The 18,403-nt window shown below is 63.9% G+C and carries 22 protein-coding genes; 10 read left to right on the top strand and 12 right to left on the bottom strand.

Annotated elements, in window-relative coordinates; translation table 11 throughout:
• Positions 1 to 33: 33 nt before the first annotated feature.
• Together FJV80_RS17790 and FJV80_RS35580 are read right to left on the bottom strand one after the other, a co-directional pair.
• Positions 34 to 657, bottom strand: a complete 624-nt coding sequence (locus FJV80_RS17790) for a LysE family translocator (protein WP_095771502.1) — start codon at positions 655 to 657, stop codon at positions 34 to 36.
• Between the two features lie 156 nt (positions 658 to 813).
• Positions 814 to 936, bottom strand: coding sequence for a hypothetical protein (locus tag FJV80_RS35580; RefSeq protein WP_095771501.1), 123 nt, complete (start codon positions 934 to 936; stop codon positions 814 to 816).
• Between the two features lie 239 nt (positions 937 to 1,175).
• Here FJV80_RS35580 and FJV80_RS17780 point away from each other — a divergent pair, with 239 nt between their 5' ends.
• From FJV80_RS17780 to FJV80_RS17765, 4 genes are all read left to right on the top strand, one after another.
• Positions 1,176 to 1,943 carry a L,D-transpeptidase gene (locus tag FJV80_RS17780; protein ID WP_142877068.1) on the top strand — a complete coding sequence of 256 codons (768 nt, stop codon included), beginning with the start codon at positions 1,176 to 1,178 and terminating at the stop codon, positions 1,941 to 1,943.
• A gap of 165 nt (positions 1,944 to 2,108) precedes the next feature.
• Positions 2,109 to 3,275: a diphosphate--fructose-6-phosphate 1-phosphotransferase gene (locus tag FJV80_RS17775; protein WP_142877067.1), complete on the top strand. Its 1,167-nt coding sequence runs from the start codon at positions 2,109 to 2,111 to the stop codon at positions 3,273 to 3,275.
• The gene (locus FJV80_RS17770; protein WP_142877066.1) at positions 3,275 to 3,991 is read left to right on the top strand and encodes an MBL fold metallo-hydrolase; all 717 of its coding nucleotides are present in this window, start codon (positions 3,275 to 3,277) and stop codon (positions 3,989 to 3,991) included. Before FJV80_RS17775 ends, FJV80_RS17770 begins: the two co-directional genes overlap by 1 nt.
• 199 nt (positions 3,992 to 4,190) lie before the next feature.
• Positions 4,191 to 5,735 carry a DegQ family serine endoprotease gene (locus FJV80_RS17765; protein WP_142877065.1) on the top strand — a complete coding sequence of 515 codons (1,545 nt, stop codon included), beginning with the start codon at positions 4,191 to 4,193 and terminating at the stop codon, positions 5,733 to 5,735.
• Positions 5,736 to 5,810: 75 nt separating this feature from the next.
• Here the strand turns inward: FJV80_RS17765 and coaA are convergent, their stop codons facing one another.
• The 8 genes from coaA to hisB are packed head-to-tail and all read right to left on the bottom strand — an operon-like array spanning position 5,811 to position 11,285.
• Positions 5,811 to 6,770, bottom strand: a complete 960-nt coding sequence (gene coaA, locus FJV80_RS17760) for a type I pantothenate kinase (protein ID WP_095771496.1) — start codon at positions 6,768 to 6,770, stop codon at positions 5,811 to 5,813.
• Positions 6,771 to 6,794: 24 nt separating this feature from the next.
• Positions 6,795 to 7,118: a phosphoribosyl-ATP diphosphatase gene (locus tag FJV80_RS17755; RefSeq protein WP_142877064.1), complete on the bottom strand. Its 324-nt coding sequence runs from the start codon at positions 7,116 to 7,118 to the stop codon at positions 6,795 to 6,797.
• Between the two features lie 35 nt (positions 7,119 to 7,153).
• Positions 7,154 to 7,948: an imidazole glycerol phosphate synthase subunit HisF gene (gene hisF / locus FJV80_RS17750; protein WP_179296026.1), complete on the bottom strand. Its 795-nt coding sequence runs from the start codon at positions 7,946 to 7,948 to the stop codon at positions 7,154 to 7,156.
• Entirely contained in the window at positions 7,945 to 8,781 is an 837-nt protein-coding gene (locus tag FJV80_RS17745; protein WP_142877063.1) for an arginase family protein, read from the bottom strand. Before FJV80_RS17745 ends, hisF begins: the two co-directional genes overlap by 4 nt.
• Positions 8,778 to 9,527, bottom strand: coding sequence for a 1-(5-phosphoribosyl)-5-[(5-phosphoribosylamino)methylideneamino]imidazole-4-carboxamide isomerase (hisA, locus tag FJV80_RS17740; RefSeq protein ID WP_142877062.1), 750 nt, complete (start codon positions 9,525 to 9,527; stop codon positions 8,778 to 8,780). The genes FJV80_RS17745 and hisA overlap by 4 nt, the downstream gene beginning before the upstream one ends.
• Positions 9,528 to 9,553: 26 nt before the next feature.
• Positions 9,554 to 10,204 carry an imidazole glycerol phosphate synthase subunit HisH gene (gene hisH / locus FJV80_RS17735; RefSeq protein ID WP_142877061.1) on the bottom strand — a complete coding sequence of 217 codons (651 nt, stop codon included), beginning with the start codon at positions 10,202 to 10,204 and terminating at the stop codon, positions 9,554 to 9,556.
• Between the two features lies 1 nt (position 10,205).
• Positions 10,206 to 10,682, bottom strand: a complete 477-nt coding sequence (locus FJV80_RS17730; RefSeq protein ID WP_142877060.1) for a DUF2628 domain-containing protein — start codon at positions 10,680 to 10,682, stop codon at positions 10,206 to 10,208.
• A gap of 3 nt (positions 10,683 to 10,685) precedes the next feature.
• On the bottom strand, positions 10,686 to 11,285 hold the full coding sequence (gene hisB, locus FJV80_RS17725; RefSeq protein ID WP_095771489.1) for an imidazoleglycerol-phosphate dehydratase HisB: 600 nt from the start codon (positions 11,283 to 11,285) through the stop codon (positions 10,686 to 10,688).
• Positions 11,286 to 11,522: 237 nt separating this feature from the next.
• On the opposite strand from hisB, the gene hslV reads away from it, so the two are divergent.
• The 6 genes from hslV to FJV80_RS17695 all read left to right on the top strand — a co-directional run bounded on the left by hslV (position 11,523) and on the right by FJV80_RS17695 (position 16,826).
• On the top strand, positions 11,523 to 12,074 hold the full coding sequence (hslV, locus tag FJV80_RS17720; RefSeq protein WP_095771488.1) for an ATP-dependent protease subunit HslV: 552 nt from the start codon (positions 11,523 to 11,525) through the stop codon (positions 12,072 to 12,074).
• On the top strand, positions 12,064 to 12,579 hold the full coding sequence (locus tag FJV80_RS17715; protein ID WP_142877059.1) for a GNAT family N-acetyltransferase: 516 nt from the start codon (positions 12,064 to 12,066) through the stop codon (positions 12,577 to 12,579). Before hslV ends, FJV80_RS17715 begins: the two co-directional genes overlap by 11 nt.
• Positions 12,576 to 13,736, top strand: coding sequence for a hypothetical protein (locus tag FJV80_RS17710; RefSeq protein ID WP_185975230.1), 1,161 nt, complete (start codon positions 12,576 to 12,578; stop codon positions 13,734 to 13,736). The genes FJV80_RS17715 and FJV80_RS17710 overlap by 4 nt, the downstream gene beginning before the upstream one ends.
• Before the next feature lie 49 nt (positions 13,737 to 13,785).
• Positions 13,786 to 14,385 carry a DUF2585 domain-containing protein gene (locus tag FJV80_RS17705; protein WP_095792116.1) on the top strand — a complete coding sequence of 200 codons (600 nt, stop codon included), beginning with the start codon at positions 13,786 to 13,788 and terminating at the stop codon, positions 14,383 to 14,385.
• 4 nt (positions 14,386 to 14,389) lie between these two features.
• Entirely contained in the window at positions 14,390 to 15,700 is a 1,311-nt protein-coding gene (gene hslU / locus FJV80_RS17700; protein WP_095771485.1) for an ATP-dependent protease ATPase subunit HslU, read from the top strand.
• 166 nt (positions 15,701 to 15,866) lie between these two features.
• Positions 15,867 to 16,826: a DUF1402 family protein gene (locus tag FJV80_RS17695; RefSeq protein WP_095771484.1), complete on the top strand. Its 960-nt coding sequence runs from the start codon at positions 15,867 to 15,869 to the stop codon at positions 16,824 to 16,826.
• Between the two features lie 6 nt (positions 16,827 to 16,832).
• Here FJV80_RS17695 and FJV80_RS17690 read toward each other — a convergent pair whose 3' ends face one another.
• Positions 16,833 to 18,071, bottom strand: a complete 1,239-nt coding sequence (locus FJV80_RS17690; protein ID WP_185973444.1) for an FAD-dependent oxidoreductase — start codon at positions 18,069 to 18,071, stop codon at positions 16,833 to 16,835.
• On the bottom strand, positions 18,068 to 18,382 hold the full coding sequence (locus FJV80_RS17685; RefSeq protein ID WP_095771483.1) for a MocE family 2Fe-2S type ferredoxin: 315 nt from the start codon (positions 18,380 to 18,382) through the stop codon (positions 18,068 to 18,070). The genes FJV80_RS17690 and FJV80_RS17685 overlap by 4 nt, the downstream gene beginning before the upstream one ends.
• Between the last annotated feature and the right edge of the window lie 21 nt (positions 18,383 to 18,403).

Raw genomic sequence — 18,403 nt, 5'->3', positions numbered from 1 at the left:
CCTCGGGGCCTCACCTGCGTCCCCGTCGGGACATCAATTACCCGAACGCATCGCCACCGTGGCGATGCCGGCGCCGACCAGCAGCGTGCCGCCGGTGCGGTTGAAGATGCGGATCGCCTTGGGATTGCGCACGACGTTTCGGGCGCGGGCCGCAATCAGCGCATAGCCGAAGGCATTGGCGAAGGCGAGCGCCAGGAAAGTCGTCTCGAAGATCAGCATCTGCGTCCAGAAATCGGCGTGCCGGTCGAGGAACTGCGGCAGGAAGGCGACGAAGAAAGTGATGCTTTTCGGGTTGAGCGCGGTGACCAGCCAGGCATGCGCCATCATCTTGGCCGAAGACACCGCGTCGGTGCGCGGCTCGGCTTTCAGCGCGCCGCCGGCGCGGAACAGTTTCACGCCGAGATAGATCAGATAGCCGGCCCCGATCAGCTTCAGCATGGTGAAGACGGTTGCCGAAGCGGCGAGCAGCGCGCCGATGCCGAGCATCGACAAGGTCATGGCGGTGAAATCGCCGAGCGCCACGCCAACCGCCATCGGCAAAGCGGTGCGCCAGCCCTGGCCCAGCGCATAGGACACGACCAGCAGGATGGTCGGACCCGGAATGATGAGCAGGATGGTCGACGCGGCGGCGAAAGCGGCCCAGTTCTCGAAGGACATGTCTGTCTCCCTTGGGTTAAGGAGAAGGATAAATCCTCAGCCTAGGGGCAATGTAAAGAGGCCTGATTTTTGTTTTTACGAACATTCGGGCGGAAGACCGCCACGCACTTTCCCTGGAATTGCCGTGCTATCAATTGCGCCAAAGGCAGGTCGGCGTCAGTTCGCGCCGCCCAGCGTGCTCACGATATCGGCCAGGCTGACATCGGCGCCGAGAACCAAGGCCGCCGCGACAATGGCAGCGGCAACAAGCGTGATGTCGGTTTTTAGCGTCTTGCACATGCAGGCCCCTCGCTGACCGCCTGATGCGTAGGAAAGGCCGGCGCCGGGATTATGACCCGACCTGGGTCTTTTTATGTAGCAACGTCCGGTTGCCAGTTCATTCGGGACGGCCCGATGCCGCCATGCCAGGCGCAAATGCAGGCAGAGCAAGGCATTCACGCTTTATCAACCATGAATGATGAAAATGCCCGCTATCCGGCCGGACCGTGCTTCCCGCCGACAGCGTAGGGTTTGGGTATATGCGTGAGTTGCCGCAAGGTCCGACGCCGCCACGAAACGGCGACGCAATCGAAACCGATCGTCATCTTTCCCGCCGCGCCGTCCTGTCCGGGGCAGGCGCCCTGGCGCTGCTCGGTGCGGCCGGATGCTCGACTTCCGGCGGTGGCATGCCGGCGCTCGAACTCGACAATACGGTCACCGGTTCCGTACCGCCGATGCGGCCGGCAATCAGCGTCGACAGGAACATCACCAGCCCCGACCTGATGTACGCCGCTTTGACGGACAATGGTTTCAACGTGCCTGAAGTGCCTTATCTCAAGGTCAAGCCGGAATTCCGCCGCCAGATCGTCGTCGACACGACCGGCGAGGCGCCCGGAACCATCGTCGTCCATCTCAAGGAGCGCATGCTCTATCTCGTCCAGCCGGGCGGCGACGCCATCCGCTACGGCGTCGGCATCGGCAAGGACGGCTTCCGCTGGTCCGGCCGCGCCAACATCCAGTATGGCCGGGAATGGCCGACGTGGACGCCGCCGCCGGAGATGATCCAGCGCAAGCCCGAACTGGTGAAGTGGCAGGGCGGCCAGCCCGGCGGCCTCACCAATCCGCTCGGCGCGCGCGCGCTCTACATCTACCAGGACGGCAGGGACACCGGCTACCGCATCCACGGCTCGCCCGAATGGTGGAGCATCGGCCAGGCAATGTCGTCGGGCTGCGTGCGCCTGATCAACCAGGACATCATCGACCTCTACAGCCGCGTTTCGAAGAAAAACCCGGTCGTCGTCAGCTGATTGTTTGGGCGGCCTACGCTGCCGCTTCCATCTTCCTGTTCGAGCATGAACTTTTGCCGAAAACCCGTTTCCACTTTTCGGGATCATGCTCGCGACTCTCCCGTTGCGTGATGCGGCAAGACAGGCCAAGGTGCCTTGAAAACCATCGCTCGGGAGACGTCAGGAATGGCCGGAACTTTTGTCATCGCGCAAGGCGGCGGCCCGACCGCCGTCATCAACCAGACGGTGGTCGGCGCCACGCTGGAGATCCGCAGGCGGCATCCGGGCGCCAAGGTCCTGGGCTCCATCCATGGCGTGCGCGGCATTCGCGACGGCAATTATGTCGACCTTTCGGCCATCCCCGAGGATCGGCTGCGGCTGATCGCCGGAACGCCAAGCGCGGCACTCGGCTCGACGCGCGACAAGCCGGATGCGGCCTATTGCGACGTCATCCTCAACGGCCTGAAGAAGGCCGGCGCCGACGCCTTCATCTATATCGGCGGCAACGACACGTCGGGCACACAGCAGATCCTGACCGACGCCGCCGGCGGCTCGATCGCTTTCGTCCATGCGCCGAAGACCATCGACAATGATCTGGAGGAGAACGACCATACGCCGGGATTCATCTCGGCGGCCGAGTTCGTTGCCGGCGCCTTCCTCTCCGTCGATCTCGATTTCCGCGCGTTGCCCGGCATCTATGTCGGCATCGTGATGGGCCGGCATGCCGGTTTTCTCACCGCAGCGGCGGCCGCCTGGCAGCTCGATCCCGACAGCGGCCCGCATCTGGTGTACGTGCCGGAGCGGCCATTCTCGGCCGCGGGCTTCATCGATGATGTGCGCGCCACGCTCGACCGCCACAAGCGCTGCATCGTCGCCGTGTCGGAAGGGGTGAGCACCGCCGACGGCAAGGCGCTGGTCGAAAGCCTGGTACCGCCGGACAAGCTGGAGCGCGACGCGCATGGCAACGTCAAATTGTCGGGCAGCGACCTGCCGGCAGCCCTCGAGCGCGCATTGGCCGAAGGCCTGCCGGGCAAGCGGGCCCGCGTCGACGCGCTCGGCTATATGCCGCGCGGCTACGTCGGCGCCATCAGCGCCGTCGACGCACAAGAGGCGTTCGATGCCGGCGCCTTCGCCGTGTCCGTCGCCGAACAGGGCGGCGGCTCCGTGGCGCTGCAATATGACGGCGCAAAGACCGTTCTGAAGAAGGTGCCGCTGAAGAACGTCGCCGGCAAGACCCGTCACATGCCTGACGATTTCATGAAGCCCGACGTCAACCAGTTGTCCGAGGCCGGCATGGCCTATCTCAAGCGGCTGGTGCCGGAAAAGTACAAGGTCGGGAAGCCTTTCGTTTAATGGAGTGGTTCAGCAAGAGCATTGTCGACGACAGGACGACGATGCTGACCGAGCCGTTCGTGCATGCCTATGTGCGCGCCAACATCTGGCATCTGCGAGGCCGCGACGCCGACCTCCTGGTCGACACCGGCATGGGTATCTGCCCGCTGGCGCCGCAGATCGAGACGCCGCAGGGCAAGCCGCTGCTGGTCGTCGCCACCCACATCCATCTCGACCATGTCGGCTCGCTGCATGAATTTCCGTGGCGGGCCGGGCCGAGGATGAGCGCCGCGCAGTTCGAGAGCATGGATGAGGCGGCGACCTATGCCTACATGTTCCATGATCTCGAAGGCGCCGTGTCGAAATTGCCGGCGCCAGGCTGGAAGGCCGCCGACTACAAGATCCCCTCGGCACCGCTGACGCGGACGCTTGACGAGGGCGACGTGGTCGATCTCGGCGACCGGCAATTCCGCGTGCTGCACCTGCCCGGGCATTCGCCGGATTCGATCGCGCTTTTCGACGAGGCCGACGGACTGTTCTTCAGCGGCGATGCCATCTACGACGACACGCTGATCGACTCGCTGCCGGATTCCGATCGGGCCGCCTATGCCAGCACCATGCAGCGCCTGCTCGACCTGCCGATCCGCATCGGCCATGGCGGCCACGGACCGAGCTTCGACGGCAAGCGTATGCGCGAGATTGCGACCGACTATCTGCATCGGCATGACAATCCGTAAGCGCTCCCTGAATTAAATCTTCGTAAGGTCGGCCAAAAACCCTAATTCGGGCCGATCGGCACCCTAAATACCTCGGTGTCGATCCGGCCGACCGCCATGTACGGCGAGACAGGCAAGCCCGGCCGTCGACACGCCGACGGGCGCTTCTCCCAAGAGCCACCCGCGGCGCCGGATCAACCCTCGCCCGGACAGAACGACCATGTCACCTCTTGGTATTCTTCGCAGACATCGCGTCGCCGCCCTGCTGGGCGCTGCGCTGATTATCTCCCCTGTCGTCGTCTCGTTTGCCCAAAGCGGCGGCAACGCCGGCCTGAGCAACGCCGTTGCGACGACCCAGACCCCAATCGTGGGGATCAAGGCGCCGAACGGCTCGTTCGCGCCGGTCGTGGCCACCACCAAGCCGGCCGTAGTGACGGTCACAACGGTCATGAAGGCACAGGCTGAAACCATGGGCGAAACCTCGCCTTTCGACGGCGGTTCGCCTTTCGACGACTATTTCCGCCAGTTCTTCGGCAATCAGGGCGCCCCAATGCCCAAGACGCCGCCGCAGCAGGCACCGCGCCAGGAAGCCCTCGGTTCCGGCTTCATCGTCGGCACAGACGGCACCATCGTCACCAACAATCACGTCGTCGACGGCGCCTCTTCGATCAAGGTGACGCTCGACGACGGCACCGAACTTCCCGCCAAGCTTGTCGGCCGCGACGCCAAGAACGACCTTGCGGTGCTCAAGATCAAGGCCGACAAGCCGCTGCCGACCGTCAAATGGGGCGATTCCGACAAGCTGATGACCGGCGACCAGGTGCTGGCGATCGGCAACCCGTTCGGCATCGGCACCACGGTGACCGCCGGCATCGTTTCGGCACGCGGCCGTGACCTGCACAGCGGGCCGTTCGACGATTTCATCCAGATCGACGCGCCGATCAACCATGGCAATTCCGGTGGCCCGCTTGTGGATGTGAACGGCAACGTCGTCGGCATCAACACGGCGATCTATTCGCCCAATGGCGGCAGCGTCGGCGTCGGCTTCGCCATTCCGTCCGACCAGGCCCAGAAGGTGGTCGCCAAGCTGATGAAGGGCGGCAACATCGAATACGGCTATCTCGGCGTCGAGATCCAGCCGGTGACCCCGGACGTGGCTGCCGCCGTAGGGCTCGATCATGCAGGCGGCGCACTGGTCTCGCAGGTCAATGACGGCTCGCCGGCGGCCAAGGCCGGCATCGAAACCGGCGACGTCATCACCGGCTTCGCCGGCCAGGACGTGAAAGACCCCAAGGACCTGTCGCGGGCCGTCGCGGACGTCTCGCCGGGCGCCAAGGAAACGCTTGAAGTCTGGCGCAAGGGCAAGGCCATGCAGATTTCCGTCAACGTCGGGCAAAACAGCGACGATGTGAAGACGGCATCGACGGACGATTCCGGCGCGCCGAGCGCCGAGCAGGGCGCGCACGCACCCGCGATCGGCCTCGGCCTGCTGGACATCACGCCCGACATTCGCCAGCAGCTGAACCTCGCCGACGACGAGCGCGGCGCGGTGGTCGCCAGCGTCAATCCCGACAAGGCGGCGGCCGCCGCCGGCGTCCAACCCGGCGATATCATCGTCGCCGTCAACCAGGCTCCGGTGAAGAGTGCCAGGCAGGTCACGCAGGCGATCGCGCAGGCGAGCAAATCGGGCCGCAAGTCGGTGCTGCTTTTGGTCGAACGCGACGGCAGCCAGATCTATGTCGCGGTGCCGTTCGCCAATGGCTGAGCCGCGATGCGGATGAAATGAATGCCGTGTGGCGGGGTTGTCGGTGACAGGCCCGCCACATTTCCTGGAACTGCTTTAAAGTTTGCGCAGCGCCACTTCCTCGACCAGATGGTCGGCGCCCTTGCGCAGGATGAGGTCGGCGCGGGCGCGGGTCGGCAGGATGTTCTCGCGCAAATTCTTCAGATTGATGTTGGACCACAGGCCTTCGGCGATGGCGCGCGCCGCTTCCTCCGAAAGCTGCGAGTAGCGGTGGAAGAAGGAGTCCGGATTGCGGAAGGCGGTCTCGCGCAGCCGCATGAAGCGCGAGATGTACCATTCGTGGATCAGCTTCTCGTCGGCATCGATATAGATGGCGAAGTCGAAAAAGTCGGACAGGAAGGGCACGATCTTGCCGTCCTGCGGCAACTTGCCCGGCTGCAGGACATTGATGCCTTCGAAGATCAGAATGTCGGGCCGGTCGATGGTGACGAACTCGCCGGGAATGACGTCATAGGTGAGGTGGGAATAGACCGGCGCGCGGACATCCGGCAGCGCCGACTTGATGCCCGAGAGGAAACGCAGCAGCGCGCCGACGTCGTAACTGTCGGGAAAGCCCTTGCGTTCCATCAGGTTCTCGCGGCGCAGCACCTCATTGGGCAGCAGGAAACCGTCGGTGGTGATGAGATCGACCTTGGGGCTCGACGGCCAGCGCGCCAGAAGCTCCTTCAGCACGCGTGCGGTGGTCGATTTGCCGACGGCGACGGAGCCCGCGATGCCGATGATGAACGGCGTCTTGACGATGTCGACGGCGTTGAAGAAGGCCTGGCGCTGCCGGAACAAGAGCTGGCTCGCCTCGACATGGGCGGACAGAAGCCGCGACAACGACAGATAGATGCGCTTGACCTCCTCAAGGTCGACCGGATCGTTGAGCGAACGCAGGCGGCGGAACTCGTCCTCGCTCAGCGTCAGTGGCGTGTCGGCGCGGAATTGCGACCATTGCTCGGCCGAGAAGAAGCGAAAGGGGGAATATTTCTCGGTTGGCGCGAGCTGATCCATCGAGATTCCTGCCCTCCCTCGCGGTCAGCCCTTGGGCCGTGACCCCTTCTCGGCGATGCCCGAACGCCCGGTGCGGCTTTCGAGCTCCTTGAGCACGTCGCTCAGCGGAACACCCGAGAGGCCGAGGACGACGAGCCAATGATATATAAGATCGGCACTTTCGGAAACGAGCCCCTGTCTGTCGCCCTTGACGGCGGCAATCACCGTCTCGACCGCCTCCTCGCCGAGTTTCTGGGCGGCCTTGTCGATACCGCGCGCGAACAGTTTCGCTGTCCAGGAATCCGGGTCGCCGGAATGGGCGCGGTCCCTGATGGTTGTCTCCAGATCGGAGAACGAAAATTCAGCCATGGCGCCTGGGGCCCTTTTCTTAGCCGGAACAGCCTCTAGGGCCGATCGCCCGAGGAGTCCAGCCGCATCGGCAGCCCCGCGGCGGCCATATGCGCCTTGGCCTGGGCGATCGTGTAGGTGCCGAAATGGAAGATCGAGGCCGCCAGCACCGCGCCGGCATGGCCGTCGCGAATGCCTTCGACCAGGTGATCCAGCGTGCCAACGCCGCCCGAAGCGATGACCGGCGCGCGCACCGCATCAGCGATCGCACGTGTCAGCGCGATGTCGTAGCCGGCCTTGGTGCCGTCGCGGTCCATCGAGGTCAACAGGATCTCGCCGGCGCCTCGATCGACCATTTGACGCGCGAATTCGACCGCGTCGATGCCGGTCTTCTCGCGCCCGCCATGGGTGAAGATCTCCCAGCGGTCGGCCTCGCCGATACCGGACACTTTCTTGGCGTCGATGGCGACAACGATGCACTGGTTGCCGAACTTGTCGGCGGCTTCGGCGACGAAATCCGGGTTCTTCACCGCCGCCGTATTGATCGACACCTTGTCGGCGCCGGCCAGAAGCAGCTTCCTGATGTCGGCGACCTGGCGCACGCCGCCGCCGACGGTCAGCGGCATGAAGCACTGCTCGGCGGTGCGGGCGATGACATCGAAGATGGTTTCACGGTTGTCGGACGAGGCGGTGATGTCGAGAAAGCATAGCTCGTCGGCACCGGCGGCGTCATAGGCCTTGGCCGCCTCGACCGGATCGCCGGCATCGATGAGGTCGACGAAGTTGACGCCCTTGACAACGCGGCCGTCCTTGACGTCGAGACATGGGATGACACGGGCTTTCAGCATCAGCGGCCCTCTATAGTGGCGATGAGATCGTTGAGCAGCTCGCCGACCAGCGGCGGGACGTCGCCCTGCGCGTCGAAGGCCGGATCGTAGGCGGAAATAGTGATGCCGACGACCGGAACGGCAAGGGCCATGGCGCAGGCCGCGTTGCGCAATTGTTCCGGGCTTGGCCCGCCTGAAATTGCGTAGCGGTTGGCCTGCAGCTCCTTGGGGTCGTGCACGTCGAGGTCGAGATGCATGTGCACGCTTTTGGCGCCTGCGGCCTTCAGCTTCGCGGTTGCCGGCCCCACGCCGGGACATTCGGTGCGGACCACCGGCAAGGTCTTGAGGAGCTCTTCCTCGGCCGGATCGAGATCGCGGGCGTTGAGAAGCACGCAGCGCGAGGGATCGATCGGCTTGAAGCCTGGAATGGCCGCTGCCATCGGGCGCCAGCACAGGCCAAGCACGGTCGCCAGCGCCATGCCGTCGAGAAAGCCGTAGACGGAGGTCTCGGGCGTGTTGAGGTCGCCATGCTGGTCGGCCCAGATGATCGCATCGGCGCCCGCGCCGGCGATCGCACCGGCCGATGTCAGGCAATTTCCGGCGAGCACGATGGGGAACCGTCCCCTGTCGATGGCAATGCGCACCTCGCCCGAGACGGCATTGCAGACGGCGAAACCGGTGGCGATCTCGCGTTCCTGGTCGTCACCGACCCTGCCGATATCCGCGACCGCGACCTCGTGGCCGGCAATGGTCAGGGCGTCGACCAGGCCGCCTGCGATCAGCGCGTCCGGGCCCTGGCCCATGCCGCCATGATAGTGGCCGCTGTCATAGGAGGCCAGGATGAGGGTGATTTTCACGATTTCGCCTCCGCCGCGGGCCGGCCCTGCAGGATCGCCAGCGCCTCGGCCGGATCGATGCGGCCGTCATAGAGCGCGCGGCCGGAAATTGCGCCTTCGAGCTTCCGTGCATCGGGCATCGTCATGCGCACGATGTCGGCGATCGAGGCGAGGCCGCCCGAAGCGATGACCGGGATCGACACGGCCTCGGCGAGGTCGATGGTGGCGTCCCAGTTGATGCCGGTCAGCACGCCGTCGCGATCGATGTCGGTGTAGATGATGGCGGCCACGCCGGCACCCTCGAATTTCCTCGCCAGTTCGACGACGCCGAGGCTCGACGCCTCGGCCCAGCCCTCGACGGCCACCTTGCCGCCCTTGGCGTCGATGCCGACGGCGACCTTGCCCGGGAAAGCCTTGCAGGCCTGCCTGACCAGGTCGGGATCGCGCACCGCCACCGTGCCGAGGATGACGCGGGCCAGCCCCCGGTCGAGCCAGTCCTCGATCTGGGCCAGCGTGCGGATGCCGCCGCCGAGCTGCACCGGGTTCTTCGTCGCCTTGAGGATGGCGCCGACCGCCGCGCTGTTGACGCTCTGGCCCTTGAAGGCGCCGTTGAGGTCGACGACGTGCAGCCATTGGAAACCCTGGTCCTCGAAGGCTTTTGCCTGGGCGGCGGGATCATTGTTGTAGATGGTGGCGGTCGCCATATCGCCGTGCTTCAGGCGCACGCATTGGCCGTCCTTGAGGTCGATGGCAGGAAACAGGATCACGATTGAGGCGCCTTCTCGCTCATGCTCTAGGGCCTCCAGCGCAGGAAATTGGTGATCAGCGCCAGGCCGAGCGCCTGGCTCTTCTCGGGATGGAACTGCGTGCCAACGAGATTGTCGCGGGCGACGGCCGCCGTCACCGGACCACCATAGTCGGCGACGGCCACAACCTCGTCCGGCTTTTTCGCGTCGAGATGGTAGGAATGGACGAAATAGGCGTGCAGCCCGTCTGGTCCGGTCGGGATGCCGGTAAACAGCGGGTGCTGGCGCCTGAGCTCGATCGTGTTCCAGCCGATCTGCGGGATCTTCAGCGCGGGATCAGTGGGTGTGATCTCCTTGACGTCGCCTGATATCCAGCCGAAGCCATGGGTGACGGTCTTTTCCAGGCCGCGCTCAGACATCAGCTGCATGCCGACGCAGATGCCGAGGAAGGGCCGGCCCTTGGCGATCGCGACGTCCTCGACCGCCTCCCACATGCCGTCGACGGCACGCAGGCCGGCCGCGCAGTCGGCATAGGCGCCGACGCCGGGCAGGACGATGCGGTCGGCGCTGCGCACCCGGGCGGCATCGGCCGTCAGGTCGATCTCGGCCGATATGCCGGCTTCGCGCGCGGCACGCTCGAAGGCCTTGGTGGCCGAGCGCAGATTGCCCGAGCCGTAGTCGATGATTGCTACCCGCATGTCAGTGCCGTCCCGGTATGTGGGTCAGGCCCAGCGCCATGCCCGGCTGCGCCGGGCGCGCCAGGGCGGCATCGGGAACGATACGCGGCGGCGGCGTGATTTCCTCCGCGTGCCCCTCGACCTCCAGCGCATAGCGGATGTCGGCATCGTCGAGCCGGCCGGCCTGAACCACGCCCCATTCATGCCAGCCGCGCCGGCGAAGGGCCGCGACGCGCAACCCCTGCCCTTCCAGGCCCACATAGAACGAAACCAGGAGCGACAGCAGCGAACTTGCCAATCCAAGGCCAAGGTTTTCCCCTGCCATCAAAAGCAGGCCCATGACGACGAAGGCAAGTCCGGCCTCGATCCACAGCCGGTGCCAGGCGAGCCATAGCGGCGGTACCAGCAGGCCGAGCCAGGTGAAGCCGTCGCGGATCAAGGCCGTTGCATCGACCTTCTCGCTGCGGCCGGGCGGTTGCATCACAACATAGGTGGCCATGGCCTATCCCTTCAACGATCCCTTGGTGGAGGGAACCGCGTCCGGCTGGCGCGGGTCGGGCTCGAGTGCGGCACGCAGCGCGCGCGCCACCGCCTTGAAGCAGGTCTCCGCGATGTGGTGGTTGTTGGCGCCGTAATGATTGGTGACGTGCAGCGTGATGCCGGCATTCTGGGCCAGAGCCTGGAAGAATTCCCGCACCAGCTCGGTGTCGAAGGTGCCGATCTTGGGCGACGAGAAAGATACGTTCCAGACCAGGAACGGCCGGCCGGACACGTCGATCGCCGCGCGCGTCAGCGTCTCGTCCATGGCAAGGTCGATCGAGGCATAGCGCATGATGCCGCGCCGCTCGCCCAGTGCCTTGGTCAAGGCCTGGCCGAGCGCGATGCCGGTGTCCTCGACCGTGTGGTGGTCGTCTATGTGCAGGTCGCCCTTGGCCGTCACCGTCATGTCGATCAGCGAATGGCGCGAAAGCTGGTCGAGCATATGGTCGAAGAAGCCGACGCCCGTGGCGATATCGGATTTGCCCGAACCGTCGACATGGACCGACACCGAGATGTCGGTTTCCTTGGTCTTGCGGCTGGCTTCGGCGGAACGGGGCGCCATGACCTTGTCCTTGTCTCAGGGTTTCAAAGCTCCGCGGGCGAGCTTCGAACATTCACCGGCTTGAAAACGAAAGCCTTCTATCAGCATGATCCGGCGATTGCCAGTTGCCTCGGACAGAGGTATCGGCCTTGCCGGAGGGGCGATTTGCAATCATTGGTCCCATGCATACATATGGCCGATAAAATCACTCGTACCGCGCCAATCGCCTTTTGGGATCGCGCGAATCGGAGCCAATAAATGTCTGATAATCTGACCATGCACGCCACGACCATCGTGACGGTGCGCAAGGGCAACAAGGTGGTGATCGCCGGCGACGGCCAGGTCAGCCTTGGCCAGACCATCATGAAGGGCAATGCCCGCAAGGTCCGCCGCATCGGCAAGGGGGGCAATGTGATCGCCGGTTTCGCCGGCGCTACCGCCGATGCCTTCACGCTGCTGGAACGGCTGGAAGCCAAGCTCGAACAATATCCCGACCAGCTGACGCGCGCCTGCGTCGAGCTCGCCAAGGACTGGCGCACCGACCGCTATCTGCGCCGGCTGGAGGCGATGATGCTGGTGGCCGACAAGTCGGTCTCGCTGGCGCTGACCGGCACCGGCGACGTGCTCGAACCCGAACATGGCGTCATGGCCATCGGTTCGGGCGGCAATTACGCGCTGGCCGCGGCGCGGGCGCTGATGGACTCCGACAAGGATGCCGAGGAGATCGCCCGCAAGGCGATGCAGATCGCCTCCGACATCTGCGTCTACACCAACAACAACTTCGTCGTCGAAACGCTCGATGCCGCTTGAGCAGGCCGTGCTCTACGATTTTCGGCCGGTGACGGAAAAAGACCTGCCGATGATCGCCGGCTGGCTTGCCGAACCGCATGTCGCGGAATGGTGGAACGACCCCGAGACGGAAATCGCCGAGATTCGCGATCATATCGACTCGATTTCGGTCGAGCCGCTGATCGTCGAACTCGACGGCAAACCGATCGCCTATCTGCAGAGCTACGACCCGCATCTGGAAGACGACCACCCCTATGCCGACCAGCCGTTCGGCACGCTCGGCATCGACCTGTCGATCGGCCCGCCGGAACTGGTCGGCCTCGGTCACGGCTCGGCGATCGTGCGGCAATTCGTCGAGCAGCTGTTCGAGGAAGGCGTGCCGCGCGTCATCATCGACCCCGACCCGGGCAATGCTCGGGCCATCCGGGCCTATGAAAAGGCTGGCTTTGTTGCCTTTGACACCAGAACATCGGAGTTCGGCCCGGCGTTGATGATGGTGCGCGACGCGCCGCAGGAGCCCGATTGATCAGCGCCGAAACACTCGACAAAGCAGTCGCGAGAGGTTTGATCTCGCAGACCCTGCGCGATCAGTTGGAGGCCATGGAACGCGCGGGCGCTCTCGCCCCCGAGGCCGGGCGCGCCGATGACGAGGGTGACGAGGAAAACCTGCGGCTGGTCGGCGGCGGCAACGATCTGTTCGTCACCGTGGGAACCGTTCTGCTTAGCGCCGGCTTCTTCTTTGTCCTCACCACCTTGCTTCCAGGCCAGACATTCTGGATCGCTGGCATCCTCGCGGTTTTCGCCTGGGGGCTCGCCGAAATTGTCACGCGTCAGCACCGGATGAAATTATCGTCGTCCGTGCTTGCCCTGATTTTCATGGCCGCCATTCTGGTCGCTCTGGCGCTACGGGTGGAGGCCAGCTTCGGCATACGCAAGCCGGAGACGATCTGGCAGCTATTGGCGTTGCGCCAGACGGCGTCCCGGGCCGGATATCTGTTCCTGGGCGGAGGAATAATTGCGGCGGCGATCTATTTCTGGCGCTTTCGCGTCCCCATCATTGCCGGGGCTATCGCCATCGCCTTCACACTGCTTGCCTTTCTGCAAACGGCGATAATCCTGTATGATAGCGTGACAACGGGCGCGATTGCGCCGCCACGCCTTGAGGATGTTCCCGAACTGCTCCGCGCGGCCCTCTACATGCCGCTGGTCTGCGGCCTGATCGTGTTCGCGACGGGTGTGGCTTTTGACATTTACGACAGGGATCGACGCAAGATCTGGTCCGATTGCGCCTTCTGGCTGCATGTCGTCTCGGCGCCTATGCTGGTGCATCCGCTCTTTATCATGGCAACCGGGCAGAACGTCGTATTCGGACATATCGCGCCGGACGCCAATGCAACCATCATGCTGGCGGTCCTGATCCTCGGCTTCCTCTATGTCGCGCTCGCCATAGACCGCCGTTCGCTTCTGGTTCCTACATTGGCTTACTTCGGCTCGCTGGGTATCTATTATCTGGTGAATTCAGCCTCCGATTCGACGGGTATCCCGCCTTTTGCCTTGATCCTGGTCGTTGTCGGCGCGCTGATTATTCTTTTCGGGGCTGGCTGGCAGCGTATTCGGCGGATTGTCGTCAAACCCACTTTGCCGGCGGCCGTGATCCGCCGGCTACCGCCGCTGAAGGCGTGACGGGCTTTGTGATGGTCGAGACGGCCACGCGGAAGAGGGGCAATAGGGCATGATCGCATCCGTCGGGGACAAAGAGCTCTCGGCCTACGAAAACAGCTGGCGGATGGGGTTGCTGATCGTTGCCGGCCTGATCATCGTCCAGGCCGTGACGCTCTATTTGATGGGCCACCCGCCGATCTGCACCTGCGGCTATGTCAAACTGTGGCACGGCGTGGTGAACAGCTCCGAGAATTCCCAGCACATTTCCGACTGGTACACTTTCTCGCACATCATCCACGGCTTCCTGTTCTATGCCCTGGCGAGGTTCCTCTTTCCGCGTTCGCCGATCGGCTTGCGGCTGGCCTTCGCCGTCCTCATCGAGGGCGGCTGGGAATTGCTGGAGAACAGCCCGTTCATCATCGACCGCTACCGCGCCGGCACCATCTCGCTCCACTATTATGGCGACAGCATCATCAATTCGGTGTCCGACACACTGGCCATGGTGCTGGGATTTGTGATGGCGCGAAGGCTACCTATATGGGTGATCGTCAGCCTCGCCATCCTCTTCGAACTGGGTACCGGCTATCTTATCCGGGACAATCTGACACTCAACGTGATCATGCTGCTGCATCCGTTCGAGGCCATCAAGCAGTGGCAAAGTGGAATTTAGTGATATGAGCACATTCTCCCCCCGCGAAATCGTTTCGGAACTCGACCGCTTCATCATCGGCCAGAAGGACGCCAAACGCGCCGTGGCCATCGCCTTGCGCAACCGCTGGCGCCGCCAGCAGCTGGAAGGCCAGATGCGCGAAGAGGTGATGCCGAAGAACATCCTGATGATCGGCCCGACCGGCGTCGGCAAGACCGAGATCTCGCGCCGCCTGGCGCGCCTTGCCGGCGCGCCCTTCGTCAAGGTCGAAGCGACCAAGTTCACCGAGGTCGGCTATGTCGGCCGTGACGTCGAGCAGATCATCCGTGACCTCGTCGAGATCGCCATCGGGCTCGTCCGCGAAAAGATGCGCGAGGACGTCAAGGCGCGCGCCCACATCAATGCAGAGGAACGCGTTCTGGAAGCGCTGGTCGGCAAGACCGCCAGCCCGGCGACGCGCGACTCTTTCCGCAAGAAGCTGCGCGACGGCGAGCTTGACGACAAGGAAATCGAGATCGAAGTGGCCGACACCGGCAATGGCGGCATGCCCGGCTTCGAGATTCCCGGCATGCCGGGCGCCAATATCGGCGTACTGAACATCAACGACATGCTGTCGAAGGCGATGGGCGGCAAGAAGACCAAGCTGCGCAAGACGACGGTAAAGGAATCCTACGATCTCCTGGTCAGCGACGAGTCCGACAAGCTGCTCGACCAGGACGAGGTGGTGCGCCGGGCGCTCGATGCCGCGGAAAACGACGGGATCGTCTTCCTCGACGAAATCGACAAGATCGCCGCCAGGTCCGACATTTCCGGCGGCCCTTCGCGCGAAGGCGTGCAGCGCGACCTGCTGCCGCTGGTCGAGGGCACCACGGTGGCGACCAAATACGGGCCGTTGAAGACGGATCACATCCTGTTCATCGCCTCGGGCGCGTTCCACGTCTCGAAGCCATCCGACCTGTTGCCGGAATTGCAAGGCCGCCTGCCGATTCGCGTAGAACTGCGGGCCTTGGAGAAGCAAGATTTCGTCCGCATCCTGACCGAGACGGAAGCGAGCCTGATCAAGCAATATATCGCGCTGATGAAGACCGAGGGTGTCGACCTGACCTTCACCGACGACGCCATCGATTCGCTGGCCGGCATTGCCGTCGACCTCAATGACAGCGTCGAGAACATCGGCGCCCGGCGGCTGCAGACGGTGATGGAGCGGGTGCTGGACGAAATTTCGTATGACGCGCCAGACCGCAACGGCACGTCGGTCACGATCGACGCCGCCTATGTGGAAAAGCATGTCGGCGACCTGTCGCGAAACACAGATTTGTCGCGATTCATCCTTTAAAGCACGGCACCGGTTGATCCGGCGCCGGTTCAGGCAGCCGGCAGAACAATCATGTGTGGCCAGATGGTACCATCTGGCCACCTTTCGACTTGCCGGGTGAAGGGGCTCTCGACTCGACCCAGAGCACTACCCTAGTTTGCGCGGCAATACCTTTAGGCGGCGGCGCATGAAAAAATTCATCCCAATCATTCTCGGCTTGATGCTGGCGGCGACGCTGTTGGCGGCTGAAGCAGCGACACTCGTGCCGCCGGGAAACCGCAATGCCGAGCAGCCCGACATTCCCGGCGCCTCGAGCCGGCGCACGCAGGCGACCAACACCACCTTCCAGGCGAAATACCGCAAGGTCTATGCCTTGCTGCAGAACGACCCCGATCTGCGCGGCAAGATCAAGAAGGCTGCCGCCGCTTATGGCATCGATCCGATGCATATCGTCGGCGCCATCGTCGGCGAACACACCTACAATGTTGACGCCTACGACCGGCTGCAGACCTATTACGTCAAGGCGATCTCCTATCTCTCCAGCAAGCTGTCCTTCGCCTATGACGGCGAGGACATCACCGATTTCGTGCAGCGGCCGGAATTCAAGAAATGCGCAGGGATGTCCGACAGCTACGACCTCTGGGAATGCCGCGAGCAGGTGTGGAACCATGCGTTTCGCGGCAAGAACGTCGGCGGCGAGGACTTTCCCGACGACCGATTCGGCGCCACCTTCTTCCAGCCCTATTATGCCGGCCAGACTTTTGGGCTCGGCCAGCTCAACCCGCTGACCGCACTGCAGATGAGCGATCTCGTGCACAAGGTGTCGGGCCTGCCGAAGCTCGATGTCGGCGATCCCAATTCGGTCTACAAGACCATCATGGATCCGGACCTGACGCTGCCTTATGTCGCCGCGACGATCAGGAAATCGATCGATGCCTATAAGAGCATTGCCGGCTTCGACATTTCGGGCAATCCGGGTCTGACCGCGACACTCTACAATGTCGGCAATCCGGAGCAGCGCGCCGAAGCGCTGAAAGCGGAAAACGGCAGGCGTCGCGCCGCAGGCGAGCCGGAAAAACTGCCTGAGGAGAATTATTACGGCTGGCTGGTCAACGACAAGCTGCCGGAACTGAAGGCGCTGTTCTAGATCGTTTCACGCCGCCAGCAGCGACTTCAGCTTGACGGCCTGTGATCCCAGTGCTTCCGGTGCCGGGCTGGCGCGCTTGCCGATCAGCATTTCGGCCAGCCGGATGTCGCGGGCGACCGCATTGCCTGGGCCGATGCCGCTGGCCGCCACGAGCCTGCCGTCCTCATCCAGATGGAACAGGATGAAGGCGCCTTCACCGAGATCGCGTCGCACTGTGCCGCTGCCTTCGTCCGAAAGCCCTGCGATCTGCAAGGTGAGACCATACTGATCCGACCAGAACCAAGGCACAGCCGCATGCGCCTCGCCGGCGCCGAGCATATTCCTTGCCGCCAGCGCACCTTGCTCCTGCGCATTGCGCCAGGCTTCGAGCCGCACACGGCGGCCGCCGTAGACTGCAAGCGGGAACGAACAGCAGTCGCCGGCAGCGAAGATGTCGGGATCACTGCTGCGCAGTTCGGCATCGACCGCAATGCCGTTGTCGATGGTCAGGCCGGCTTCGGCTGCGAGCCCGGTCACCGGCACCGCGCCGATGCCGATAATGACGAGGTCGGCTGATATTTCGCGCCCGCCGGCGAGCGTCACGCGCACCTCCTTGCCGTCGTCGGCGATGGAGGCGATGCCATCGCCGCACAGTATGTCGACGCCTTCGGCGATGTGCGCCTGATGGATGATTTCGGCGATCTCGGCCGGCACGCCGCGCATCAGGATGCGCGGCTGCGCCTCGATGACGGTGACCGCAGCGCCGAGCTTGCGGGCCGCCGCGGCGAGTTCGAGGCCAATGAAGCCGCCGCCGACAATGGTGATACGGTTGCCGGCGCTGAGATGGGCGCGAATGGCCAGCGCATCGGCGAAGGTTCTGAGATACACGCAGCGCGCGCCAAGGCCCGGCATCGGCAGTTTGCGCGGGGCCGAGCCGGTGGCCAGCAGGAGCTTGTCGTATGGCAGTACCGAACCGTTGGACAGGCGCACCCTATGCGCCGCACGATCGATCGCCACGGCCTGGACGGAATGGGTATGCCGGATCGACTTCTCGGCCAGCACCGCGTCGCTGGCGATCGCCTTGATTTCGGGCGCATCGCTGGCCATCGCCTCCTTGGACAGAGGCGGGCGCTCGTAGGGCAGATGCGGTTCGTCGCCGACCAGCGTCACCGGCCCCTCATAACCGAGATCGCGCAGCGTGAGCGCTGCCCGCCCGCCGCATTCGCCGGCGCCGATGATGACCATTCCCCGCGCCATCCCCATCATCCGACCTGAACGAGGACTTTGCCGGCGTCGACCTTGACCGGATAGGTTTTCAGGTTGACGCAGACCGGGGCGCCCCTGGCCGCGCCGGTCTTGTAGTTGAAGCGGCCATTGTGCTTGGGGCATTCGATGATGTCGTCCATCACCAGACCGTCGGCGAGGTGTACCTTCTCATGCGTGCAAAGCCCGTCCGTGGCGAAATATTCGTCGTCTGGGCTGCGATAGATGGCGAAGGTGCGCCCGCCATGATCGAAGCGCATCACATCCTCTTCATCGATGTCGTCGGCAGCACAGGCCTCGACCCAGTCGCTCATTCGGTCCTCCCCGTAAAAATG

The sequence above is a fragment of the Mesorhizobium sp. WSM4310 genome (assembly GCF_007003935.1).
Lineage (GTDB): Bacteria > Pseudomonadota > Alphaproteobacteria > Rhizobiales > Rhizobiaceae > Mesorhizobium.
This window is presented reverse-complemented; position numbering and strand designations above follow the sequence as displayed.